This is a genomic window from Psychrobacillus sp. INOP01 (assembly GCF_018140925.1).
Classification (GTDB): domain Bacteria; phylum Bacillota; class Bacilli; order Bacillales_A; family Planococcaceae; genus Psychrobacillus.
Genome location: NZ_CP073315.1, coordinates 2,212,607 through 2,236,725, shown reverse-complemented (window position 1 = coordinate 2,236,725; position 24,119 = coordinate 2,212,607). Strand labels below are relative to the sequence as shown.

General features: G+C 37.9%; 23 protein-coding genes and 2 tRNA genes. 4 read left to right on the top strand and 21 right to left on the bottom strand.

Annotated features, from left to right (window positions below; translation table 11 throughout):
* Positions 1 to 326 precede the first annotated feature (326 nt).
* The 10 genes from lysS to cysK form a co-directional block, all read right to left on the bottom strand.
* Complete coding sequence (gene lysS / locus KD050_RS11335) at positions 327 to 1,817, bottom strand: lysine--tRNA ligase (RefSeq protein WP_211892486.1); 1,491 nt, start codon at positions 1,815 to 1,817, stop codon at positions 327 to 329.
* Positions 1,818 to 1,995: 178 nt separating this feature from the next.
* A complete protein-coding gene (gene dusB / locus KD050_RS11330) occupies positions 1,996 to 3,021 on the bottom strand; it encodes a tRNA dihydrouridine synthase DusB (protein ID WP_211892485.1) in 1,026 nt (341 codons plus the stop codon).
* 2 nt (positions 3,022 to 3,023) lie between these two features.
* On the bottom strand, positions 3,024 to 3,242 hold the full coding sequence (locus KD050_RS11325; RefSeq protein ID WP_211892484.1) for a helix-turn-helix domain-containing protein: 219 nt from the start codon (positions 3,240 to 3,242) through the stop codon (positions 3,024 to 3,026).
* A complete protein-coding gene (gene folK / locus KD050_RS11320; RefSeq protein WP_211892483.1) occupies positions 3,194 to 3,715 on the bottom strand; it encodes a 2-amino-4-hydroxy-6-hydroxymethyldihydropteridine diphosphokinase in 522 nt (173 codons plus the stop codon). Before folK ends, KD050_RS11325 begins: the two co-directional genes overlap by 49 nt.
* Entirely contained in the window at positions 3,712 to 4,077 is a 366-nt protein-coding gene (folB, locus tag KD050_RS11315) for a dihydroneopterin aldolase (protein ID WP_211892482.1), read from the bottom strand. Before folB ends, folK begins: the two co-directional genes overlap by 4 nt.
* Positions 4,078 to 4,082: 5 nt before the next feature.
* Entirely contained in the window at positions 4,083 to 4,940 is an 858-nt protein-coding gene (gene folP / locus KD050_RS11310; protein WP_211896276.1) for a dihydropteroate synthase, read from the bottom strand.
* On the bottom strand, positions 4,927 to 5,778 hold the full coding sequence (gene pabC, locus KD050_RS11305) for an aminodeoxychorismate lyase (protein WP_211892481.1): 852 nt from the start codon (positions 5,776 to 5,778) through the stop codon (positions 4,927 to 4,929). Before pabC ends, folP begins: the two co-directional genes overlap by 14 nt.
* Positions 5,779 to 6,369: an aminodeoxychorismate/anthranilate synthase component II gene (pabA, locus tag KD050_RS11300; protein WP_211892480.1), complete on the bottom strand. Its 591-nt coding sequence runs from the start codon at positions 6,367 to 6,369 to the stop codon at positions 5,779 to 5,781.
* Positions 6,366 to 7,748, bottom strand: a complete 1,383-nt coding sequence (locus KD050_RS11295; RefSeq protein WP_211896275.1) for an anthranilate synthase component I family protein — start codon at positions 7,746 to 7,748, stop codon at positions 6,366 to 6,368. The genes pabA and KD050_RS11295 overlap by 4 nt, the downstream gene beginning before the upstream one ends.
* 685 nt (positions 7,749 to 8,433) lie before the next feature.
* Complete coding sequence (cysK, locus tag KD050_RS11290; RefSeq protein WP_211892479.1) at positions 8,434 to 9,357, bottom strand: cysteine synthase A; 924 nt, start codon at positions 9,355 to 9,357, stop codon at positions 8,434 to 8,436.
* Positions 9,358 to 9,632: 275 nt separating this feature from the next.
* On the opposite strand from cysK, the gene KD050_RS11285 reads away from it, so the two are divergent.
* A complete protein-coding gene (locus tag KD050_RS11285) occupies positions 9,633 to 10,433 on the top strand; it encodes an alpha/beta fold hydrolase (protein ID WP_211892478.1) in 801 nt (266 codons plus the stop codon).
* A 28-nt stretch (positions 10,434 to 10,461) separates the two neighbouring features.
* Positions 10,462 to 11,433 (top strand): sensor domain-containing diguanylate cyclase, encoded by a 972-nt coding sequence (locus KD050_RS11280; RefSeq protein WP_211892477.1) that lies wholly within the window; start codon positions 10,462 to 10,464, stop codon positions 11,431 to 11,433.
* Positions 11,434 to 11,512: 79 nt separating this feature from the next.
* Here the strand turns inward: KD050_RS11280 and KD050_RS11275 are convergent, their stop codons facing one another.
* From KD050_RS11275 to KD050_RS11245, 7 genes are all read right to left on the bottom strand, one after another.
* Complete coding sequence (locus tag KD050_RS11275) at positions 11,513 to 12,436, bottom strand: peptidyl-prolyl cis-trans isomerase (RefSeq protein ID WP_211892476.1); 924 nt, start codon at positions 12,434 to 12,436, stop codon at positions 11,513 to 11,515.
* The gene (gene hslO, locus KD050_RS11270; protein ID WP_211892475.1) at positions 12,420 to 13,301 is read right to left on the bottom strand and encodes an Hsp33 family molecular chaperone HslO; all 882 of its coding nucleotides are present in this window, start codon (positions 13,299 to 13,301) and stop codon (positions 12,420 to 12,422) included. The genes KD050_RS11275 and hslO overlap by 17 nt, the downstream gene beginning before the upstream one ends.
* A complete protein-coding gene (locus KD050_RS11265; RefSeq protein ID WP_211892474.1) occupies positions 13,302 to 14,084 on the bottom strand; it encodes a type III pantothenate kinase in 783 nt (260 codons plus the stop codon).
* Between the two features lie 115 nt (positions 14,085 to 14,199).
* A complete protein-coding gene (ftsH, locus tag KD050_RS11260) occupies positions 14,200 to 16,200 on the bottom strand; it encodes an ATP-dependent zinc metalloprotease FtsH (RefSeq protein WP_211892473.1) in 2,001 nt (666 codons plus the stop codon).
* Between the two features lie 97 nt (positions 16,201 to 16,297).
* Positions 16,298 to 16,840 (bottom strand): hypoxanthine phosphoribosyltransferase, encoded by a 543-nt coding sequence (gene hpt / locus KD050_RS11255; RefSeq protein WP_093538651.1) that lies wholly within the window; start codon positions 16,838 to 16,840, stop codon positions 16,298 to 16,300.
* Positions 16,841 to 16,858: 18 nt separating this feature from the next.
* Positions 16,859 to 18,250, bottom strand: a complete 1,392-nt coding sequence (gene tilS / locus KD050_RS11250) for a tRNA lysidine(34) synthetase TilS (protein ID WP_211892472.1) — start codon at positions 18,248 to 18,250, stop codon at positions 16,859 to 16,861.
* Between the two features lie 135 nt (positions 18,251 to 18,385).
* Complete coding sequence (locus tag KD050_RS11245; RefSeq protein ID WP_211892471.1) at positions 18,386 to 20,761, bottom strand: SpoIIE family protein phosphatase; 2,376 nt, start codon at positions 20,759 to 20,761, stop codon at positions 18,386 to 18,388.
* Between the two features lie 227 nt (positions 20,762 to 20,988).
* Between KD050_RS11245 and KD050_RS11240 the strand changes: the two genes are divergently transcribed.
* Positions 20,989 to 21,062, top strand: a tRNA-Met gene (locus tag KD050_RS11240).
* An 8-nt stretch (positions 21,063 to 21,070) separates the two neighbouring features.
* Positions 21,071 to 21,142: transfer RNA gene (locus KD050_RS11235), tRNA-Glu, on the top strand.
* Between the two features lie 123 nt (positions 21,143 to 21,265).
* On the opposite strand, the gene KD050_RS11230 is transcribed toward KD050_RS11235, so the two are convergent.
* The 4 genes from KD050_RS11230 to KD050_RS11215 form a co-directional block, all read right to left on the bottom strand.
* Positions 21,266 to 21,715 carry a DinB family protein gene (locus KD050_RS11230; protein ID WP_211892470.1) on the bottom strand — a complete coding sequence of 150 codons (450 nt, stop codon included), beginning with the start codon at positions 21,713 to 21,715 and terminating at the stop codon, positions 21,266 to 21,268.
* Between the two features lie 27 nt (positions 21,716 to 21,742).
* On the bottom strand, positions 21,743 to 22,948 hold the full coding sequence (locus KD050_RS11225) for an EAL domain-containing protein (RefSeq protein WP_211892469.1): 1,206 nt from the start codon (positions 22,946 to 22,948) through the stop codon (positions 21,743 to 21,745).
* A 183-nt stretch (positions 22,949 to 23,131) separates the two neighbouring features.
* Entirely contained in the window at positions 23,132 to 23,566 is a 435-nt protein-coding gene (locus tag KD050_RS11220; RefSeq protein WP_093496479.1) for a S1 domain-containing RNA-binding protein, read from the bottom strand.
* Between the two features lie 139 nt (positions 23,567 to 23,705).
* On the bottom strand, positions 23,706 to 24,101 hold the full coding sequence (locus tag KD050_RS11215; protein ID WP_211892468.1) for an FtsB family cell division protein: 396 nt from the start codon (positions 24,099 to 24,101) through the stop codon (positions 23,706 to 23,708).
* Positions 24,102 to 24,119: the final 18 nt, after the last annotated feature.

Below are 24,119 nucleotides of genomic sequence, written 5' to 3'. Positions count from 1 at the left end.
CTATCAAACTAACAAAGTTAGTCGATAAGCTGTATGTCTTAACGTTTTGCATGTTCAGTTTTCAATGTTCATGTTGTTGTGATGTCGTTTTGGCGACTTTAATATCATATCAAATCCTGATATCGTTGTCAACAACTTTTTTAATTTGTTTTTTGTGTAAGTCACTAATGAAAATGACAACTTGATAACTATACCACCTGTAAATAGTTATGGCAAGTAGTTTTATAAACTTTTCTTTAAAAACTTTTAATATATATTATACCTACAATATATAGTACAAATATAAAAAGTGAGCCACTACCAATAGTAGTAACTCACAATCCAACTTAATCTTTATGACGCATTGTTGGGAATAATAGTACATCGCGGATAGATGCTGAATTAGTTAATAACATTACTAAGCGATCTATTCCGATTCCAAGACCACCTGTTGGCGGCATTCCATATTCCAATGCTTCTAAGAAATCTTCATCCATTTCATGCGCTTCATCATTACCAGCTTCTTTTTCTACCATTTGTGCTTCGAAGCGCTGACGTTGATCAATAGGATCATTTAACTCTGTAAATGCATTTGCGTGTTCCCGACGTACGATGAATAATTCAAAACGATCCGTAAAGCGACCGTCTTCTGGATTTTTCTTCGCAAGTGGTGATACTTCTACTGGATGACCAAAGATAAATGTTGGTTGCACTAATGTTTCTTCTACCTTCTGTTCGAAGAATTCATTTAATACATGTCCTACTTCCATAGAAGGTTTAACTTCTACTCCATGTTCTTTAGCTAATGCGTGTGCCTCTTCCTTCGTTAGTTCTGCCCAAAAGTCAACACCAGTAGTTTCTTTCACTGCATCAGCCATATGCCAACGTCTCCAGCCCGGGGCAAGATTAATCTGATCTTCTCCGTAAGTTACTGTTGTCGTTCCTAAAACATCTTGCGCTACATGAGCAACTAAGTTCTCCGTTAAATTCATAATATCATTGTAGTCTGCGTAAGCCTCATACAATTCAATCATTGTAAACTCAGGATTATGACGGGTAGACACTCCTTCGTTACGGAATACACGACCAATTTCATATACTTTCTCTAGCCCACCAACTATAAGGCGTTTTAAATGTAACTCAATTGCGATACGCATATATAATTCCATATCTAATGCATTATGGTGAGTAATGAAGGGACGTGCAGCTGCTCCACCTGCTATTGTATGTAACATTGGTGTCTCCACCTCTAAATAACCTTCGTTATCTAAATAACGACGCATAGCACGGATTATACGACTTCTAGTAATAAACGTATTTTTACTTTCTTCACTTGTCATTAAATCTAAGTAACGTTGACGGTAACGTTGCTCTACATCTTTTAAGCCATGGAATTTCTCTGGCATCGGGCGTAGAGATTTTGTTAGGAAAGTAAACTCGGTTGCTTTTACAGATAGCTCTCCAACTTGTGTACGGAATACATTTCCACGGACACCAACGATATCACCTAAGTCAGCCGTATTAAATAATTCATAGGCATCATCACCAATTGCATCTTTACGTACATAAATTTGAATTTGGCCGCCAAGATCTTGAATATGAGCAAATCCAGCTTTCCCTTTTCCACGCTTAGTCATAATCCGACCAGCAATGACAACTTCATGAAGTGTTTCTTCTAATTGTTCTTTTGTAAATTGATCATACTCAGCAACTACTTCGTTACTTAAATGCGAACGCTCGAATTTACTGCCAAAAGGATCTAATCCTTTTTCCTGTATTGCAGTCATCTTTTGTCTTCTCACCAAAAGTTGATCGTTTAATTCTTCCATATTAGACATGTTCGTCACTCCTCCACTAACTATTATCCGTAATTACTTTTTCACGTTGCATTTATTGTACACAATTTCTGCATTCTAATCATCTTTTTCTAATAGAAGAAAAATTTTTCTATTATTCTGATTATGCTTTAAAACGGAAAAAGCTGCCACCTATAGTGACAGCCCTTTGTTTTACCAATTAAATCACGATAGATTTTGCAGCTTCATATTCTTTAAAAGATTCTTCTGCAAAGTAACGTAAATAGTCTCTTAACTCTTGTGCAGATTCTGTTTGATTAATCTTGTTTCTTGCTGTTCCATTTCCGCGAATACCTTTTAAGTACCAAGATGCATGTTTGCGCATTTCTCTAACTGCTATATTTTCACCTTTTAAAGCCATTAAGCGATCAAAGTGAAGTAAGCATATGTCCATTTTTTCTTGTACAGTTGGTTCTGGTTTTAATAGACCAGATTCCAAGTACTCTACTGTACGATAAATCATCCACGGATCACCAAGTGCAGCGCGACCAATCATAACTGCATCTACACCTGTTTCATCTAGCATACGTTTTGCATCTTGAGGTGTATTTACGTCACCATTTCCGATAACAGGAATATTCACTGCCTCTTTCACTTGACGTATTAAATCCCAGTTTGCATGTCCTTCATACATTTGCACGCGTGTACGACCATGTACAGCTACCGCCGATCCACCAGCACGTTCGATTGCTTGGGCGTTTTCCACCATATAAAGATGTTCTTCGTCCCAACCAGTACGCATTTTAACACTAACTGGCTTTTTAACGTTATCCACTACTGCTGCTACCATTTCATAGATCTTGTTAGGGTCCAGAAGCATTCTAGCTCCGGCTTCACATTTAATGATTTTGTTTACGGGACAGCCCATATTAATATCGATGATATCCGCTGATGTATGTTGATCTACATATTTAGCAGCTTCCACAAGTGTTTCTTTTTCTCCACCGAAAATTTGAAGGGACAGTGGATTTTCACGCTCGTCAATATAAAGCATACTCAATGTTTTTTCGTTTTTCTGTACAATCCCTTTATCCGAGATCATCTCCGCATATACTAAACCTGCTCCGAATTCTTTTACTGTCAATCGGAACGCAGAATTACAAATTCCAGCCATTGGCGCTAATACTACTCGATTATCCATTATGTGATTACCTATTTTAAATGGTTTTGTTGATGCAATTGTCATCATTATTCACCTACCTTTGTTTCACCTTTTAACTCTTCTACTTGTATATGAAGTATAGAGGCAATTTTTTCTAATTGCTCATCACTGGGAACTCGCTTACCTTGCTCTATTTGACCAAGTATAGACACAGACATATCCATTTCTTTTGCAAGTTCAACTTGCTTCACCATTTTTAACCTGCGAAATGCACGAATGCGCCGACCCCATCGAATGTTTTCCATAAATGGACGCCTTCTTTCTGAACATGCGCAACATCTGCTAATAACTGCTTAGACTCTGGATCTACTAAACTTGCTTGTAACTCCACAAGTGGTATAAGCACGAAGCCTCTTTCCATCATCCGAGGATGTGGGATTATAAGGTCCTGCGTTTTCATATTCTCTTCATTATACAACAAAATGTCAAGGTCTACGGTTCGAGGACCCCAACGAATATCTCTCTTGCGGCCTAGCTCCGCCTCGATTTCATTGCATTTTTTCAATAATTCATGCGGAGTCAATATAGTTTCGATTTCCACTACCATATTCAAAAATGCTGCTTGATCTTCATATCCCACTGGGTCTGTTTCATAAACCGAAGACATATTCACCACTTTGACCTGTTCGATCTGTTGTAGCAAACGTACCGCCTGCTGAAGATATTCAAGACGATTTCCTATATTAGACCCTAGTGATATAAAAGCAATGTTAATCATAATGTGCCTCTTGTGATATCGACAGCTACAGAAGCATAGTGTCCGACAATCGGCGGGTTTGGTTTCACCAATTGTATACGGCAGCCACTAACCTTAGCTGAATATGCCTCCAAAATAGACGAAGCAATTTTTTCTGCAACTGCTTCTATTAATAAATAGGGTTTACCTTCTACAATTCCTTTGCATAGCTCAAAGACCTCTGCATAATTTACGGTTTCATCTAAATTATCGGTTTCTCCAGCTTTTTTTAAATCGCACGCTAAGGTGATTGTCACTCGAAATATTTGACCTAGCTTCGTTTCCTCTGGTAATGCTCCGTGAAATCCGTAAAATTCTAAGTCATTCAAATGTATATAATCCATTTAGGTCATTCCTCGCTTTCATCATAGTCAACTTTTCCGGTCAAGACATCCATCATTTTCGTCATACGCGTCATTTCTTTTACATCATGCACACGTACCATATGACATCCATGCTGAACACCATAACAAACCGTTGCTCCAGTCCCTTCCATCCGTTCATCGACAGGAAGATTCAAGACATTGCCGATTAATCGTTTACGAGATGTTGCCAATAATACAGGATAGCCCATCTCCACTATGTCATTCAAATGCTGCATCATCCAAATATTTTGAGTGGTTGATTTGGCAAAACCAATACCTGGATCTAGCCATATACACTCATTAGGAACGCCTGCTTCTTTCGCTATTCGAATACTTTCTTCTAAATCTTGTTTTGCATCTGACCAAAAATCTGTATACTCTTCGTTATCTCTATTGTGCATCAATATTATAGGAACTCCATGCTCTGCGGCAACCTTCGCTATTTCAGGGTCTCTCTTCGCCCCCCAAATATCATTTATCACATGAGCACCAGCAAGTACCGCTGCCTTTGCAACTCCTGCTTTATATGTATCGATCGAGATTACTGCATCTACCTCTGCTCTTATCGCTTTAATGACAGGTACAACACGAGAGATTTCCTCTTCATCCGAAATAAGCGTATAACCAGGTCTAGTAGACTCACCGCCCACATCTATAATTTTCGCTCCATCCGCTACCATTTGTTTTGCTCTTGCAACAGCTGTTTCTATTTCATTAAATTTACCGCCGTCTGAAAAAGAATCTGGCGTAACATTTAATATGCCCATCACTATCGTTTCTTTGCGGAAGTCTAAAATAACTCCACCCACTTCAAATCTACCGCTATTATTATGTAAATTCATCATTCAATCCTTTCTTGCTGTATGCATTTGTATAGGCATCGTGCAGTGTATTATAAACAGGCCCGGTTTTACCCAAAAACCGGATCGACCCTAATTGTTTAATGGGGGTGATTTCCTGTACCGCATTTGTAATAAATACCTCATCCGCCTTTTCCAATACTTCTATATTGAAGAAGCCCTCTTCTATATCAAATAAAGAACAATTCATCACCCACTCACGAGTCGTACCTGCTAAAATACCTGTCTCCAAGGATGGAGTATACACCTTCCCATTAATCGACCAAAAGATATTCGAAGTTATACCTTCTGCTATAAATCCTTCCGCCGTTAGGAAAAAACCTTCATAAGAAGCTAGCGATTCTACTTCGAATCTAGCATGTACGTTATTGGCATAGTGGTGAGATTTATGGCGCATACCACTTTCTGGAGTATTTCTGACTGTATCTAGCCAGACAGCATTTTTCTCTGTTCCTCTAGGCGCTATATATAATTCCTTCCGATATAAAATTACAGTTGGCTTCTTATAACTCGACGGTTGCAGACCAACATCATGGATGCCAGCCGAAATATTCAAACGAAAATAGCCATCCTCCATATTATTCGCTTCTGTGAGTGCTTCTATCGCAGATAATAGCTCATGTTCTTCATAAGGCATTGCAATTCGAAAATCAGAAAGTGCCTGACACAAACGATTCCAGTGAGCGTCCCATAAAAACACCTTTCCACTGTATGTTCGGAACGTTTCAAAAAAGCCAAGTCCATATAAAAAACCATGGTCATATGCCGATACCATTAATTCGTCTGCCCGGTAAAGCCTTCCATCCTTCCATGCATCCATTTATCTACTCTCCCCGCCAATAAAACTATACGTTTCAACAAAATTACGGATGATCTTTTTGCCTTCCTCCGTCATAATCGACTCAGGGTGGTATTGAACGCCCTCTACAGCATACTTTTTATGGCGAAGCCCCATTATTTCTCCCTCTTCAGTCCAAGCAGTTATCTCCAAACAATCGGGTAAAGATTCTCTTTCCACAAGTAAGGAATGATATCTTGTTGCCCGAAAAGGATTTGGCATATCGGTATTTACACCTCTACTGTCATGGAAAACTGGAGAGACTTTCCCATGCATTAATCTATCAGCGCGGATAACCTTTCCACCAAATGCTTGTCCAATAGCCTGATGACCTAAACAAACTCCCAAAATAGGAATTTTTCCCGCAAAGTGTGTGATTACTTCTAAGCTAATACCAGCTTCGTTTGGTGTACATGGACCAGGCGATACTACGATGACTTGAGGATGTATCGCTTGAATAGTCTCTATGGTTAGTTCGTCATTGCGAACAACCTTCACCTCGATTCCTAGCTCTCCAATATATTGAACGAGATTGTACGTAAAGGAATCATAGTTATCAATCATTAATATCATTTGTGCACTCCTTCTTCTGCCATAGCCTTCGCCTGCCATACTGCTTTTGCTTTGTTTAAAGATTCCACATATTCCGCACTCGGTACCGAGTCAATGACGATGCCAGCCCCTGCTTGAATATGAGCCATCCCATTTTGAATAAACGCGGTGCGGATCACAATATTAAACTCTAAATCGCCCGAAAATCCTAACCAACCAATTGCCCCTGTATATAACCCTCTACGAACTGGCTCTAGCTCTTCAATTATTTCCATTGTCCTAATTTTAGGCGCACCAGTAATCGTACCTCCAGGGAACATTGCTCGGATGATCTCTGTATTAGTTGTTCCAGATCGAAGTGTCCCTTTTACATTAGAGACGATATGCATCACATGGGAGTACCTTTCAATAACCATGAACTCGTCCACTTCCACTGTTCCATAGGATGAAACACGACCAAGGTCATTTCGCTCTAAATCGACAAGCATGACATGCTCTGCACGCTCTTTTTCGTTTTCTATCAGTTCATTTGCCAATAACATATCTTCCGCATCATTTTTACCACGCGGTCTTGTCCCAGCAATTGGTCTCGTAGATAATTCAGTTCCTTTTTTCTTTACTAATAACTCAGGTGATCCAGAGACAACCGAAAATTCCGGCGCTTGTATATATGCCATATAAGGAGAAGGATTGAATGCACGCAGCGCCTCATACATTGCTATCGGACTTACTTTCAATTGCTTTGATTGTCTGACAGATAAATTAACCTGGAAGACATCACCCTCAGCTATATATTGTTGAACTTTCAGTACGGCCGCCTCAAATTCACTTGAGCTTACCGACACATGCAATTCAGCAGGATCTTCGGCTACTTCCATTGCAGATGCAGGCTGGAACATTCTTAAGTCAAGCCCACTTTTAGCTGCCTCTTCATATTCTTTCTCTAGTTCCATTAAATCAATATCACATGTAGATAACTTCATTAACGTGACTACTTCTGTTTTTATATCTAATACAGCCCAGCAATCATATATATGGAAATAGATATCCGGTATATGTAAATCACCTTCTGCAAGATTCGGTAAAACTTCTATTTTTCTTGCATAATCATAGCTAATAAAACCAATAGCTCCACCTTGAAAGTCTGGCAAATCCTGCTGAAAAGGTAATTTATATTCAGAAACAAGCTTTTCTAACTCCTCTAGCGCTTCTCCTGCACGAGCTTCTCGCTCTCCACTTCTCCAATGAATTTGCAAGCCATTTTCGATGGATTTAGCCACAGCTATTGGATTCCATGCTGCAACAGATAAATGACCACCTCTGCCACTCTCTAAAAATATATTATACGGTTCCTTTTTTGTTAAGGCTTTATATGCATAGAAAAAAGCTTCTTTCGACATATGAAAAGCATGTGTTTCCAGTTTGATATTCACTTTCTCAAATCCCCCTAAAAACGATTTGACTTCATCTTAACTTGAAACTACTACTTTTCGCTACTAGAAAAGAGGAATTTGCTCAACATGACTGTCCTATAAGAAAAAACTAAGCAAAAGACGCCCAGTCCTTTAAGTTCAAAACCTGTTTCCAATGTTTCCGAAGTGCTTTGGACTGAATTCTGTCTATATTATTACTGCGTGAATTTTTAGTGATATTTGGCTTCTTTATATAGAGAATACCTACTATTTATCTGTATTTCCACTAGCAAAAAAGAAATCTATTTTCTTCATTTATCATTGGATATTAGCATTTCTAACTCAAAAGCGATTACAAATAATTTTATCACTCTCTAAAATTTGACCAATCTTATCATCTAAGCAATAAGCTATGCTAAATCTTTTAATGAAGTACTACACACTTAATTGATTGTAGTTTAAGGTGGCGACTCCAGTAGGAAAAGCGAGAAAGTCGAGACCTCTCAGGAAGAAGCATAGTGCCGCCTGAGGAGGCTCGGCCTCGCCCACGGAAAGCGTCCACCTGAAACGCAAATCATAGCGGTATTATTATTATTTTTTATATACTTTTTTATTCTACAAAAAGGAGGAAGCACCGGCTGCTCCCTCCTTCGTATTTTCTATTCGCTTACGTTTAATCTTCGAATTGGTATAAAGGTGTGCTTAAGTAGCGTTCTCCGTTATCTGGAATAATCGCTAATACTTTTTTACCTTTTCCGAGTTCTTTAGCAAGTTGAAGAGCCGCGTAAATTGCTGCTCCCGCAGAAACCCCTCCAAGAATACCTTCTGATTTCGCTACTTCACGGGAAGTTGCATATGCATCATCATTAGATACTTGGATAATGGAGTCATAGAGCTTTGTATCTAGAACTTTTGGTATAAATCCTGCACCAATACCTTGAATTTTGTGAGGACCTGGTTTACCGCCGGATAAAATATTTGAATCTGTTGGCTCTACCGCTGCAATGTGGATGTCTGGGAATTTCTCTTTTAACACGCCACCCGCTCCAGTGATTGTTCCACCAGTACCAATACCTGATACAAATCCATCCAATTGATCGAATGCCTCCACGATTTCTGGACCTGTTGTTAAACGGTGGATTTCTGGATTCGCTTCGTTGTTAAATTGCTGTGGCATAAACCATCCGTTTTCGTTTGCAAGCTCCTCCGCTTTTGCAATAGCACCTTTCATGCCGTCAGCCCCAGGAGTTAATACAAGATCTGCTCCATATGCACGAAGTAAGTTTCTGCGCTCTAAGCTCATAGTATCCGGCATTACTAATACAGCGTTATATCCTTTTGCTGCTGCTATCATTGCAAGACCAATACCTGTATTTCCACTTGTAGGTTCTATAATTGTACCATTTTCCGTTAATTTACCTTCTTTTTCAGCTGCTTGAATCATGGCAAGTGCAATACGATCTTTAACGCTGCTACCTGGATTAAAGTATTCAAGTTTAACATATACTTCTGCATCCTCAGGGTTTCCTACACGGTTTAATTTTACGATTGGTGTTTTTCCGATTAAATCCAATACAGATTGCGCTAACTTCGTCATTTTCCCACTCCCAATTCCTACTCTTTTAATAGGTTTTATTTTTTAATCATACCAATGAAACAGAAGAATTGTCAATAAAATTACATTCAATTATTTTAAATATTTCGTCAAACAATTCCATCCAGTATTAATGGTTGATATATAGATAACCACAAGCAAAGCGTGTATGATTAATGAATTGAAAAGATTATTGATTCAGAGAATTTCCACATAGATTTTTAACTCATATTTAGTAAATATCAAAATAATAATAGATATTAGAATGGAGTTTTTTTATGAGTAATGTATTAGTTAGGAATAACGTAAAAGTTATAGGTGAGGGCGACAGTACTATCATATTTGCACATGGTTTTGGATGTGATCAAAATATGTGGAGATATGTTGTACCATTTTTTGAAAAGAATTATCGAGTAGTTTTGTTTGATCATGTAGGTTCAGGAAATTCAGATTTAACAGCATATGATTTTAAAAAATATAGTACTCTTCATGGGTATGCTCAAGATGTTTTAGATATTATTAAAACACTTAAACTTAAGGATGTTATATTTGTCGGACATTCGGTCAGTTCCATGATTGGCATGCTTGCATCGATTGAACGTCCAGACTACTTTCATAAATTGATAATGATTGGTCCTTCTCCTCGTTATATTAATGATGGAGACACATATCATGGTGGATTCGAAAAAAACGATGTACTAGAATTACTCACTATGATGGAAATGAATTATCTTAGCTGGGCTAGCTTTATGGCGCCTCTTGGCATGAATAATCCTGAAGTACCTGCACTCACTACAGAATTAGAAAAGAGCTTTACGCGATCAAATCCTTTAATAACTAGGCAATTCGCTGAAACTACCTTTCTATCCGATCATCGTGCAGATTTAGGTAAGGCTAGTGTACCTACGTTAATAATGCAATGTAGCGATGATAGTATCGTACCTTTAGTGGTAGGTAACTATTTACACGAGCATATGAAGAATAGTACGCTTTATTTAATGGAGGCAAAAGGACATTACCCACACTTAAGTCATCCTCAAGAAACGATTAGTTGTTTGAACGATTTTCTATTAGCTTAAATTATTTGAATTGAAAGGATGTAATTTGATGGATAAGAGATGGGAAAGTTTGCCGTGTGGTTACCTTTCCATGACGCCACAAGGAGTAATTTTAGATGTAAATGATAAATTCCTTGAGATGGGGAACTACACACGAGCCAATTTAATCTCCAATCATATTGAATCTATTATGTCCCTTGCCAATAAATTATTGTTCCACTCATGCTTTTATCCTTTTATACAGTTAAATGGATATGTTGATGAGATATATTTCAACTTAAAAGGAAGTAATGGTACAGATATTCCTGTACTATTTAATGGAAAATATTACGAGCAAACTGAAGTGGTAGACTGTATTTTTGTACATATGGGTAAACGAATAGATTATGAACAGGAAATACGTAACGCTAAAATATTATTAGAGGAAGCGTATCGGGAGAAAGATGCCGCTTTGGCAAAAATGGAACAACTACATCTTGAACTAGAACAAAAGCAAACAGAATTACTAAAATTGAATGATAAGCTCGAAACACTTTCCACTACTGACGGACTTACTGGTTTAAAAAACCGCAGATTCTTCATTGAAAAACTGCGTGAATATTTACTGCAATATACACAAACCAATAGCCCCTTTTCGCTTTTAATACTCGATATTGATCATTTTAAATCAGTCAATGATACACAAGGTCATCTTATTGGCGATAAAGTATTAATCCGATTAGCAAAAATTTTAACCGAATTTTTCCCAAAAGAACATATTATCGCTCGATACGGCGGAGAAGAATTCGTTGTAATTATGCCATTCACAAATGAGGAAAAGTCTTTAAATGAAGCAGAGCTTTTAAGAAGTACAATTCAAACAGCCAAATGGGAGATACCTAAGATTACCGTAAGTATTGGGGTAGCGACTACTAGTAATCCTAACGAAACAACAATCTCTATTTTAGCTCAGGCAGATAAAGCACTCTATTTTTCGAAGGATAACGGAAGGAATAAAGTGACACACGCTACTTTAAAATAAATGACACATTAAATTGTTCTGATAATCTAAGTTAAAAAAGACCATCTTTATAATTGAAGATGGTCTCTTTTAATATTAATCACTCACTATAAACCCAGTCTGCATCAAACTCTTTCCAAAAAGCTTCCTGGGTAACTGATTGTGGTAACTGATCAAGTGCAAGTTCTCTACGAATATGGCCTTTTACATCAGCATATGAAAAGGATTGACCTTCAAATACACTTTTCACCATCAACACGGCAAATCTACCATCACCTAAAGCAATTGGGTTACTCCATTTACCTTTATCGATATTCTTCACTGCACTAACTAAAGCTTCATCCACCGATTCATTTCCTTCTGATACATATCCGATATCTCCACCAAGACTAGCTGAACTTGCATCAGCAGATCGTTCCCTGGCTAGCCCTTCAAAGGACGAACCATTTTCCAACTCTTTCACAACTTCGTTTGCTTCAGCATCCGTACTGACATAAATGACACTTGTTCGATAAGAGGTGGAAGTATTGTACAGATTTTTGTTATTGTCATAGAATTCTTTGATCGCATCATCTTCAATGACAATATCTTTGGCTAATACTTTTTCTAAGATTAAGCGAGAGCGAACATCCTTACGCACAACCTCTTCGTCATAGGCTTGCAAGGAAGCACCCTCTTGTGTAGAACGGATTAAAGCGAGCTCTAAATCCACTTCCGCATCTGTTACTTTAATCTTATATTCTTTAGCCGCCGCTTCCATAACCTCTGCATTCACCATATCTAACAATACTTCTTTTCCATAAACCGACTCCATAGAAGCCATCCATTGTTCTTTCGTGATAACTTTGCCCGCTACGGAAGCCACTTCTTCTGAATCATTGTTCTTATTAGTATCATTCGGTATTAACCATGCGATGAACCATAGCAAATTACCTACTAGCAGAACACTCAGAGCAACTAGTACCGGTTTAGTTTTTAAACGTCTTTTAGACGGGGCATTATCATAGTCACGCGTTGATTTCATCGATAAATGACTCCAATTCATCTACTGAATAATGGTATTTCTCCATACAGAAATGACAGTGTGCTTCTGCTCCCCCATCCTCTTCGATCATTTCACGAATTTCTTTTTCACCCAGTGTAATAATGGTATTCCCAAATCTTTCTTTGGAGCAATTACATTCAAACGAAACAGGAGCAGAATCTAAAATTTGCACATTATCTTTACCTAAAATTTCAAATAGGATTTCTTCCGGTGTCAAGCCTCTTTCGATTAGTTTAGAAACAGGCTCCATATTAGACAAGTGTTCTTCAATCACTGTAATCGTTTCATCATCTGTTCCAGGCATTAGTTGGATTATAAACCCTCCTGCCGCCAGAATTGAGTTGTCTGGGTTCACAAGCACTCCTAGTCCAACAGAAGAAGGAACCTGTTCAGAAACAGCAAAATAATAGGTGAAGTCTTCGCCTATTTCACCCGAAACAATTGGCACTTGTCCAGTAAAAAAGTCTCTCATGCCCAAATCTTTTACAATCGTAAGCGTGCCTTCAGTTCCTACTGCGCGACGAACATCTAATTTTCCATGCTCATTTAAATCAAAATGGGTTTGAGGATTAGTCACATAGCCACGCACTTCCCCTTTTGCATTACTGTCAATAATCATTGGACCAATTGGACCATCGCCTTCTACTTTTACCGTTATCTTATCTTCGCCTTTTAGCATAGCACCCATCATAAGTGCCGCAGTCATCGACCTACCAAGTGCAGCAGATGCAGTCGGCCAAGTCCCATGACGTCTTTGTCCTTCCCCTACCGTATCAGTTGTACGAGCTGCAAATGCACGTACACTTCCTTCAAAAGCTAAAGCTCTTACTAAATAATCACTCATTTATTTATTACCTCTTTCATCATTATTTCGTTGATAAATTAAATATAAACCCTTCAACGTTAAGAACGGATCAATAACATCTATTATAGTTGTTTCGCCCCCGATTAAGGAAGCCATACCACCTGTGGCAATTACTTTTGGATTTTGTTTTGATACTTTTTTCATACGATTCACAATACCCTCAACTTGCCCCACATAGCCGTATACTATTCCCGCTTGCATTGCGGAAACCGTATTTTTTCCAATGACATTCTCAGGTCTTGTCAACTCTATACGTGGAAGCTTACTAGCTCTATTAAAAAGGGCTTCTGTTGAGATACCGATACCTGGAGCAATCGCCCCACCCATATACTCTCCGCATTCATTGACAAAGCAATAGGTTGTAGCAGTTCCGAAATCTACAATGATTAGTGGACTTCCATATTCATGAATGGCAGCTACTGCATTTACTATACGATCTGCGCCAACCTCGCGTGGATTCTCATACTTAATATTTAGTCCAGTTTTTACTCCAGGGCCTACCACAAGTGGTTTGATGCCAAAGTATTTTTTGCACATCGCTTCTAATGAAAACATGATAGGTGGAACTACCGAAGAAATAATAATACCCTCTATTTGAGCAAAAGTGATGTTAGCGTGAGAAAAGAGTGCCTTCACCTGCATTCCATATTCATCTTCTGTTTTTAAACGATCAGTCTCCATCCGCCAATGATGGATAAGCTTATCATTTTCGTAAACCCCTAACACAATATTAGTATTTCCTGTATCTAAGACAAGTATCATCTAGCTTTTCCTCACTTTTTCTTGAGTTTCCCACACATCATACCATATATATAGGCGAAGAAAAAAGCTGATTGCCTCAAGTGTAAAGGAGGCAATCAGCTTTTTTTCTTATCTATTAATCTCTACGTTCTTCTTGAACCGGGCTTTCTGTTTCTCTTAGCGAACCCTCTTCTTTGGGCAAGTCACTAATAGATGGATCAGCCGGAGCACCTACTGCATCCGATACTTCTTCCTTTTTAAGCTCAATAGCTGCTTTTTGATCTAACTCCTCATAGGAGCGATCAGGGAGTGTACCATGTTCTTCTAAATGCTTAATCTGAGCAGCATCTAGTGTTTCTACCTCTAATAACGTTTTTGCGATTAATGTTAATAATTCACGTTTTTCCGTTAATATTTGTTTCGTACGAGCATATTGATCTTTAATCATTGTTTGCATTTCTTGGTCAATTTCATAAGCAATTGCATCCGAATAGTTTTGTTCTGAGTTAAAATCACGACCTAAGAAGACATTGCCTCCTTGTGCTTGACCGAATTGCATTGGCCCAAGCTTGTCACTCATCCCATATTCTGTAACCATTTTTCTAGCAATGCCCGTCGCGCGTTGGAAGTCATTATGAGCTCCGGTAGAAACTTCACCGAAAATAATATCTTCTGCTACACGACCACCAAGTAATCCAGAAATCTTATCTAGTAATTCTGGTTTTGTCATGAAATAGCGATCTTCTTTAGGAAGCATTACTGCGTAACCACCTGCTTGACCACGCGGAACGATTGTTACTTTATGTACGATTTCAGCATCGTCTAAAGTTAATCCAACAACCACATGTCCTGCTTCATGGAAAGCAACAATATTTCGTTCTTTTTCAGAGATAACTTTTCCTGATTTAGCCGGACCTGCAATAACTCTGTCAGTAGCTTCATCAATATCTCGCATATCAACTTTCTTCTTATCTCGTCTAGCCGCAACTAAAGCTGCCTCGTTTAATAAGTTTTCTAAGTCTGCTCCAGAGAATCCTGGTGTGCGTTGTGCAATCGCTTTTAAGTCAACTGATTCATCAAGCGGCTTATTACGAGCATGTACTTGAAGTACTGCTTCACGACCTTTAACGTCCGGACGACCTACAGTAATTTGACGGTCAAAACGACCTGGACGAAGAAGTGCTGGGTCTAATACGTCTGGTCTATTTGTTGCAGCGACGATAATAATACCTTCGTTTGCACCGAAACCATCCATTTCAACAAGTAATTGGTTTAGTGTTTGCTCACGTTCATCGTGACCTCCACCAAGTCCAGCTCCACGTTGACGACCTACTGCATCAATTTCATCTATAAAGATGATACATGGTGCATTTTTCTTCGCATTTTCAAATAAATCACGTACACGAGAAGCCCCTACTCCGACAAACATTTCAACGAAGTCCGAACCACTTATAGAGAAGAACGGCACGCCAGATTCACCCGCAACTGCACGAGCAAGCAACGTTTTACCAGTACCCGGAGGACCAACTAATAGAATCCCTTTAGGTATACGAGCTCCAATTTCCACGAATTTACGCGGATCCTTTAAGAAATCTACTACTTCCACTAGTTCAGCTTTTTCTTCATCTGCACCAGCAACATCATTAAATCTAACTTTTTTCTTGTCATTATCGTACAACTTCGCTTTACTCTTACCGAAGTTCATCACACGGTTACCACCGCCCTGTGATTGGCTTAATAAGAAGAAGAATAAAATGATAATAATTAAGAACGGCAATAATCCTGTGAAGAATTGAACCCAACCACTTGTTTTAGGCGTTTCTTTATATTCCACGTCTACCGAATTGGATGTTGCCAATGTATAAATTTTCGTTTGCAAATCTTCGCTATTATAAGGGAGAATCGCTAAATATTTCTCTCCTTTTTTATAGCCTTTCATTTCACCTTCAGCGTAATAGACACCCGATTCAGGTTGTAACGTAACACTTGTTACTTCTCCTTTTTCTAAAGCAGTCATAAAGTCGTTAAACTTAATATTTTTTGTAGTTGTATTGCTCGTATTGAATGTAGCAAAAATCCCAACGATTACAAAAAATATTAATAAGTATAATATGGCGTAGCGCAATGCTCGATTCATTCCCAGCCTCCTCACAAGGTAAACAGAAAAACTAATGATTATCTTATCATACGAATTTTTGGACGTACAATGAAAAGCCTTCTAACTAGGCTTAAAACTAAAAACTGTAAACTTCTTTCTTCAATACACCCACATACGGTAAGTTACGATATTTTTCTGCATAATCTAAACCGTATCCAACTACAAATGCATCTGGTACTTCAAAGCCAACAAAATCTGCTTTTAAGTCTACTTTTCTACCAGTTGGTTTATCTAATAATGTAACGATCTTAATCGATTTTGCTTTACGATATTTGAAAAGATCTACTAAGTAACTTAATGTCATCCCACTATCGATGATATCCTCAATTATTAAAATATCTCGCCCTTCAACACTTGTGTTTAAATCTTTTACGATTTTAACTTCTCCAGAAGAAACTGTCGCATTTCCATAGCTTGATACATCCATATAATCCATTTCAATGTATGTATCTACACGTTTCATCAAATCGGACATGAAAGGCATTGCACCTTTTAAAATCCCAATTGCAAGTGGGTACTGATCTTTGTACTCTTCCGTTAACAAGGCTCCCAATTCACGCGTTTTTTGATTGATTTGTTCCTCAGATAACAAGACTTCTAAAATATCCTTTTCTAACATGGTTAATCCTCCTATGGGTTAATAACTCTTTACGTATAATACAAAATTTTGCGTATTTCTTTTCTTTTCAAATTGCTGCCCGTAACGAAGGCCTATTACAGCCATTATATCATTTTTAGCCGATACAAGTATTGGCCAAACCACTCGTTCCTCGGTCGAAACTTTTTCATCAATAAATAATCGCGAAACTTTTTTCGGAGTAGACATCCCTTTTAAATGTATCCGATCTCCTTCCATCTTCGGTCTTATAGAAAGAGGTAGTGAATCATTTTCCAGTTGGATAAACCATTTTTCATCGGAAGGAACCTGCTCGTTTAAGTTTCTAGTCAGGTATATAGAATAACCAGCACCAACTGCCCTCCAACAATCTTCATCAATTATTTGACCTTGAATTGGTAGAGTTTGTAGCGGATAAGAGGAAAACTGAACTTGACTATAGTGACGTATGAGGAAAAAATCTTTTGGCAAATGAATCACCGTATTACCATCTTGCTCATTACAAGCAGTTAAAATAGATTCAATTAAACGATTATTTAATAGCGTATTGGAGCTATCATACAGATACTTTAATAGTATTAGAATCACTCTTCTTTGTAAAGCAACAGCAATTTTACTAAACTGTTTTGTATCCAAACAAAAGCTTGAGTCACTTTTAACTGTAACAAGCTGGTCAAATTTTTCTTTAGCAAGCGTCTGTAAAAAGGTATCATCTTGTTGTTGTTTTTCTACAAACATCCGGATACTCTCTGCCACATGCAAATTTTCTTGGCGTAGAAGAGGCACCACAGTATGACGTAAACGATTTCTTGTATATGTATGTTTATCGTTACTTGGATCATGTCTAAAGGACTGCTCTTTAAACAGAACAAAATCCAAAATTTCTTCCTTCGTTACACATAAGAATGGACGAATGATGCTACCCTTGGAAAAAGGTCTTGTTATCGGTATGCCCGTGAGAGAGGAAGCTAAAGACCCTCTCACTAATGACATAACTATTGTTTCTATTTGATCATCTGCATGATGCCCGAATACCAGCTTTTCAAAATGCTCTTGTTTCATAACAGTATCAAAGTAAGCGTACCGTTCCTCACGGCATATCACCTGAACATTTCCACCCTCTGCCTCCACTCTAGAAGGTACTTCAAGTGTAGTTCCATAAAAAGGTACGTCTAATCTATTGGCCAGTTGTTCTACGAAATGCATATCTTCAGCCGACTCTTCTCCGCGAAGCTGGTGGTCCGTGTGAACAATCCCAAGCTGTACGTTATATAATTTCTTAAGCTCTTGAAATGTGAGTACCACAGCAACAGAGTCCACTCCTCCAGAACAAGCTAGAAGAAGACGATCCCCACCTTGAATCAGCTGATGCTTATCTATATATTTTTTTACTTTCATAATGAAAGGATGCATTTTTCCACCTCAATTATTGATCATTCTAATCGCCCGCAAGTCTCGGCGGACATTTACTTGCAAATGCCTATACCTTTTACTCTTCAAGAACTTCAGTATTTCGTGAAAGTCTAACGGGCACCTTCCGCTTTTCTTTTAGTGTACCATTTTTTCTTGGTATTTGGCTGTTTGACGTGGTGTGAAGAGGGACCATTCTGGTACTACATGCTCTACTTGCATGAAAATAACGGTTCGATCATCTCCTGGTAGTGAGTATGTTTCTTCTAACATTTTCACAAAACGCTCTGCATTCATTGTTGGGTCCTGTAATATTTTTTGATAATATTGCTCCTGTTTTTCGACAGTTGTGTTACCTGAGAATACACCGTCTGATAACATGACCAATACATCCCCGTCTTTCAAGTCCATTTTTCTCGCTTCAATCGAGAAGGTCGGCAGGAATCCGAATGGCACATGTTTGCTTTCTATTTTTCTCATTTCATTCCCACGTACGAGATATGTCGACATACTGCCGGCCTTCCAAGACCACAACTCCCCTTTTTGTAAGTCTATCAACGCCAGATCTACTGTTGCATAGCTGTCATTATCATTTTGGAGACTCATCATGTAATGGAGTGTATGCATCGTTGTTTCGGGATCCATTTTTTTATTTAAACATTCCCTCATGAATTGCATAACTCGTCTACTTTCTCGGTGTGCCTCCACATCATTCCCCATTCCATCCGATAAGATAACTGCCATCAAACCTGGGTGTAATGGAAACACTGCGTGCGCATCACCCGAATAGATTGTATTTTTACTGGATGATGTATATACATCATGCGTAATTTGAAAGCGAACAGATGATTTACAGGTCAGTTGAATATGTTCATATGGATGATGGATTTCTTTCATTGCCGTGATCTCAAACGGTTCATTCCAAAGTTCATATAAAAGCGGAACTATCAAACGTTCCCCTATCATTTTTGCTCTTGCTTCAATTGGTAAACAACAAACAATCTCCATTTGTCCAATTTCTACATTTAAAACATCTATTTGAAAGAAAGGAATATTCGCTTGCTGGAATCTTTGTTTAATCACTTCTTCATGAGAGGAGTACATAGTTATATTGTTTTCTAAGTTGCTCATCAGCTCACTCATGTGATTACCCATATCTTTTAATTTGAGTGCAAACATCTTTTTTCCATGTTGTAATTCATATGTGAGCTGTTGTTTAGCCTCTTTTTCCTTCAGCTCATGCATCACTTGAATTGGTTTTACGCATTTATACTGAATTCTAGTTTCTGTTTGCATTCTGGATTTTTTTGGTTGTTCCTCCCACTCCTTTATCAATACAGGCATTCCATTAGATTTCTCTCCCCAACACTTTTCGTATTGAAAACACGAACGACAAATAGGTAGCGGCTCTGTTTTCTCTTCTTTTCTCAACCCCTTCGTATCAAATTTCTCCGATATAAACCGTGTGATAAAATCGACAAAATGCTGAAACTCTTGGAGCTGATGATTTACTTTTTCCGTCATCCACTTTTGTCTTCTTAACAGAACACTCGTTGTATCAGGATATAATTGATCCTTCAATTCCTTAATCCATGTAGAAGGAACAATGAAAAACAATAGAGATGCAATAACAAGGGATCCTATATAAACAGAGTCTAGTGGCAATGTACGATCATATAAAATAAAGAAAAACGTGGCCCCTAGCATACTAAAGGCTTGCCACAGTCTCCCAAAAGGCTTATGAAGTCCCGCTAAGAAGCCCGTTACCGCGTAGACTGCAATCATTCCGCTAAAGCTAAGTTTAGAAATACTTAATATTGTTCCAGAAAGTACTGCAACCACTGTGGCAAGTTGGACACCACCAATAGCCGCTGACACCGCAATTACTAGATGTGCTGCCATAAGCGGAATCGAAACATATCCAAATATATACGAGGACATTCCAGTTAACACAAGTGCTCCTATGAGTAATGCAGCACCCATTCTTTCTGCCGTCCACCTTTTATGCAACAAGTCTGGAAATGGCAGGAATAACTGAAACAAAAATATTGTCATAAACAAACTTAATACACCTTCATATGCAATGGCTAGCCAAATAGAAACTGGAATCTCTCCGCCATACGAAACAAACTGCCAAGCTATCTGTATACATACGACATCTATCAGTACAAATACTGGTAAGGGAATTTTATTAATAAATCGATTTTGATAAAACGGAAATATTAATGCCTGTATTGCATGAATAATGACTTGTCCAAACCCTAGGGTAAAGCTACCTAGTATTGCTCCTGCAACTGCCCAAGGTACAAAGCGTTGAAACCTTAGATTTACTAGAGCCCAAAGAGGAAGGAAAAATGGAACCGAGGCCTCGAACAATACAACTTGTGCTAGAAAAAATGAGAGCAGTAGGAAAATTACGGAAAATAAAAGCGTAATCCTCTTGGCCTTCAAACCCCCCGTGATCCTTCTCAACGATATACTGCGTTTTTGTTCCTGTTCATAAACCGTCTTCAAAGCGAATACCCCCTATTCAACTATTGATGGAAGTATACCTAGTATCACCTCAAAAAGTATGTCTGTTTCTGACATGTACTTTAAATAACTTTTCGACGACATCAGCTAATAATCTAAAAAGTTTAAATATTTAAAACAAACTTTCTTTTAATCTTTTTAAAATTCTCTTAAAGAAGCATTGACACTTTGGCAAAACGCTTGTAATATATAATTTGTTCGTTAAAAACGGCGGCCTAGCTCAGCTGGCTAGAGCGTACGGTTCATACCCGTGAGGTCGGGGGTTCGATCCCCTCGGCCGCCATATTTTACGGCCCCTTGGTCAAGCGGTTAAGACACCGCCCTTTCACGGCGGTAACACGGGTTCGAATCCCGTAGGGGTCATCTAATAAAAAGCAGTTCCTATTTTTTAGGAACTGCTTTTTATATGTTTTGGAAATTAACAATTTGTCGAAGTTCATGCAAGAACGCGATTCATAACAGAAACTAAGCAGTCCGGAAAATTATTTATATAGAGGAGATTTGTTTCCTATGATGCTCGTCATGCTCTAAAAAACCCATAAAATAACTACGGATAGTGGATTTACTCTGTCCAATGTAAAACGCTTTGTCCCATTCTACTTCATCCGTTTGCTGAAGCTTTTCAATAATATGTTGTCGTTGCTTTTTTGCATAAGAAATGGTTTCTTTAAATGTTTGTTCATGAGCAAGGGCTGCGGCTTTTGTGTTAAATGTTTCGAAGTCTGGAAACCTTTCAAGCTTTTCACCTTCTTTCATATGTGGCAAACGTTGTTCAACCGTAAATCGATCCCATTCCCCAAGATGCATCATTATTTCATTTGGTGACCACTTTCCTTCTGCATAAGGAGCAGTTGCTCTCGTTTCGTCTAATGTAGTCAGAGAGTCCAACCAATTGATATATTCAACATGTGCTTTAAGTAGTTCTTCTTTCGTCACAGGATAACCCCCTTATATTTAAATACCCTACCTAAATATATTATGTGTAAACAAATAATCATACGATATATCAATAAACAAATACTCACTATTATTTAGAGGAATGGAAAATGTACGCATCATTTCCCCCGTAACAATATCGCTGTACATGTCCGAAAACTCACCACTTTGGTCATTACGCATTTTTATAATCGTTTTTAAAAAATAAGGACGCCAACTCCAGTTTTTCTGGATCGCATCTTCTTGGATCTCCCATTTTTTGTTGACACGAATAATATTGGGTGAAAGTTGGAATCCATCTTCATCACAAATATATATACGGAAAGAACAATCATCTAACTTCTCTGCAAGTAATAATAATTGCGCTACATTGTCGCTAATTGGATTTATATGTTCCACTGCTTTTTCTAACATATTCTGCAGGTTTTTCAATTCATTGTATTTTTCTTCAAGTAACCGCTTTTCTGTCGTAATAAATTGCTGGCACTTTTCTTTGAAATGATCTTTTAATAAATCTCTTGAAATTGTATCTGTTTGAGCATCTGCTAGATACTTCCCCTGATAATATCGCCCTCCATTTTTCCAAGCAAATTGAAGTTGGTGCACACTATCGATTCCTTCAAATAACATATTTGCTCCTATTTTACGAGCCAGCGATCCTAGGGATGTAAATAAGTCATTTTGTGCACTCCAAGACTCATAGCTCAGTTTTTCTATATTTACTTTTAATATATTTGGTGACAACATCTTTATATAATCTATATGACTTTCCGAACCCACTTGATTTATAGCTATTTTCATACCGTATGTACGATAATATCTGAGTATATTACTAAGTTGGCTAAAATCACCTTTATAATCATGCTCTGACAGGACTAGTACAATTCGTGAAAGTGAATCTTCAGTGACGTATTCATTAATAATATCGAAGTAACTCTCCCCATAATCTAGTATGAGTAAATTTGCATTACATGATAAGTATATATCATAGTCTTTTTCCTTTTCCGTTAACTCTGAGAGGGCTAGGCGAAGAATTTTATGTTCGACTTCTAATCGATATTCTACTGGAATATCCTCATCATATGCAAAAGTGTTTAAGTTGATAAGCTTTTCTCCATTTACAAGCTTTCCTAAAACCTCATAAGCAACCACAGTATGTTCGTCCGCACTAAAAATTGGTTGATAATATGCTTTTACATGTTCTATGTTCGTTAGTACATCCATTGCATCCATCAAAAAACCTCCTAAAAGATCAAAACTAAAATAATACATACGTTATTAAAAATAAAAATCAGTATACCTTACCTTAAGAATATGTTCTTTTGCATTATTTTGTGTACAAAAAAAAGGTGTTAGCAAAGCCAAACACCTTTTTATCTATATGACATTTTTTCTACCTATAAAACAGACAGCAAATTATCCTCTTTTAGCGCCTCTGCCACCGCGCTTAGATTCTGTCGCGCGCTTTAACGTAGACAAACGATCTTCGCTATCCTTCAAGAATCTAGTCATTTTTTGCTCAAAATTCTCTTTCATTGGACGATCGCGATCATTTGGGCGATTATTGCCACCACGTGGACGTTGAGGACGTTCGGGTCTCTCTGGTCTTTCCGCTTGAGGCTTTGCTTTTCGAATAGATAATCCGATTTTGCCATCCGCTTCAACATTCATCACCTTAACTTCAACAACATCTCCAACCTTCAGATGCTCATTAATATCTTTTACATAATTGTCTGCCACTTCACTAATGTGAACAAGACCTGTTGAGCCTCCTGGTAGTTCGACGAATGCTCCGAAATTTGTGATTCCTGTTACTTTACCTTCTACCTTGCTGCCTACTTCAATTGACATAAAAAAAATGCTCCTCCTTAAAATTTAAGCGACTCTTTTTCGAATTTATATGGTTTTTACATACAAATCCCTACCTTCATTATAGCTAACAAAAAAAGAGTGTCAATAAGACTACTCTTTCGCTTTTGATTTTTTTAAATTATTTTTCCTCTTTTCCTGGTAAAGTAAATATAATTTCACCCTCTTCGGAAAGGAAATATTGCTTTCTTAATAGTTTGCCAATGTACTCATCGTCATTCAGCTTTGAAATTTGCACTTTAAGAATTTCTTGCTCTTCCTTCACTTGCTCCAACTCTTGAGCCACTTGCTCTTTTTGCAATTGTTTTTCTTCATATGCACTTTTGCTGCTCAGCAAGGTAGATATTAATAATCCAACTAATGCAACAGATAAAATTGTAAATAATACTAATCGTCTCGCTAAGCGAACTTTTTTTGCTTTGTTTCGATTTTCTTGGCGTTCGATAGAGCGAACATAATCAGTATTAATCGATGCAATTTGTTTCTTTACATGTATGTTTCTTTGCTTCTCTCCCATTTGCCCTCTCCTATCAAA

What these genes read in the sequence shown, in the direction of transcription:
- lysS (WP_211892486.1), bottom strand. Translation starts at nt 1,817, where the DNA reads ATGTCTAATATGGAAGAATTAAACGATCAACTTTTGGTGAGAAGACAA.
- dusB (WP_211892485.1), bottom strand. Translation starts at nt 3,021, where the DNA reads ATGACAATTGCATCAACAAAACCATTTAAAATAGGTAATCACATAATG.
- KD050_RS11325 (WP_211892484.1), bottom strand. Translation starts at nt 3,242, where the DNA reads ATGGAAAACATTCGATGGGGTCGGCGCATTCGTGCATTTCGCAGGTTA.
- folK (WP_211892483.1), bottom strand. Translation starts at nt 3,715, where the DNA reads ATGATTAACATTGCTTTTATATCACTAGGGTCTAATATAGGAAATCGT.
- folB (WP_211892482.1), bottom strand. Translation starts at nt 4,077, where the DNA reads ATGGATTATATACATTTGAATGACTTAGAATTTTACGGATTTCACGGA.
- folP (WP_211896276.1), bottom strand. Translation starts at nt 4,940, where the DNA reads ATGAATTTACATAATAATAGCGGTAGATTTGAAGTGGGTGGAGTTATT.
- pabC (WP_211892481.1), bottom strand. Translation starts at nt 5,778, where the DNA reads ATGGATGCATGGAAGGATGGAAGGCTTTACCGGGCAGACGAATTAATG.
- pabA (WP_211892480.1), bottom strand. Translation starts at nt 6,369, where the DNA reads ATGATATTAATGATTGATAACTATGATTCCTTTACGTACAATCTCGTT.
- KD050_RS11295 (WP_211896275.1), bottom strand. Translation starts at nt 7,748, where the DNA reads ATGTCGAAAGAAGCTTTTTTCTATGCATATAAAGCCTTAACAAAAAAG.
- cysK (WP_211892479.1), bottom strand. Translation starts at nt 9,357, where the DNA reads ATGACGAAGTTAGCGCAATCTGTATTGGATTTAATCGGAAAAACACCA.
- KD050_RS11285 (WP_211892478.1), top strand. Translation starts at nt 9,633, where the DNA reads ATGAGTAATGTATTAGTTAGGAATAACGTAAAAGTTATAGGTGAGGGC.
- KD050_RS11280 (WP_211892477.1), top strand. Translation starts at nt 10,462, where the DNA reads ATGGATAAGAGATGGGAAAGTTTGCCGTGTGGTTACCTTTCCATGACG.
- KD050_RS11275 (WP_211892476.1), bottom strand. Translation starts at nt 12,436, where the DNA reads ATGAAATCAACGCGTGACTATGATAATGCCCCGTCTAAAAGACGTTTA.
- hslO (WP_211892475.1), bottom strand. Translation starts at nt 13,301, where the DNA reads ATGAGTGATTATTTAGTAAGAGCTTTAGCTTTTGAAGGAAGTGTACGT.
- KD050_RS11265 (WP_211892474.1), bottom strand. Translation starts at nt 14,084, where the DNA reads ATGATACTTGTCTTAGATACAGGAAATACTAATATTGTGTTAGGGGTT.
- ftsH (WP_211892473.1), bottom strand. Translation starts at nt 16,200, where the DNA reads ATGAATCGAGCATTGCGCTACGCCATATTATACTTATTAATATTTTTT.
- hpt (WP_093538651.1), bottom strand. Translation starts at nt 16,840, where the DNA reads ATGTTAGAAAAGGATATTTTAGAAGTCTTGTTATCTGAGGAACAAATC.
- tilS (WP_211892472.1), bottom strand. Translation starts at nt 18,250, where the DNA reads ATGCATCCTTTCATTATGAAAGTAAAAAAATATATAGATAAGCATCAG.
- KD050_RS11225 (WP_211892469.1), bottom strand. Translation starts at nt 22,948, where the DNA reads ATGGATGCAATGGATGTACTAACGAACATAGAACATGTAAAAGCATAT.
- KD050_RS11220 (WP_093496479.1), bottom strand. Translation starts at nt 23,566, where the DNA reads ATGTCAATTGAAGTAGGCAGCAAGGTAGAAGGTAAAGTAACAGGAATC.
- KD050_RS11215 (WP_211892468.1), bottom strand. Translation starts at nt 24,101, where the DNA reads ATGGGAGAGAAGCAAAGAAACATACATGTAAAGAAACAAATTGCATCG.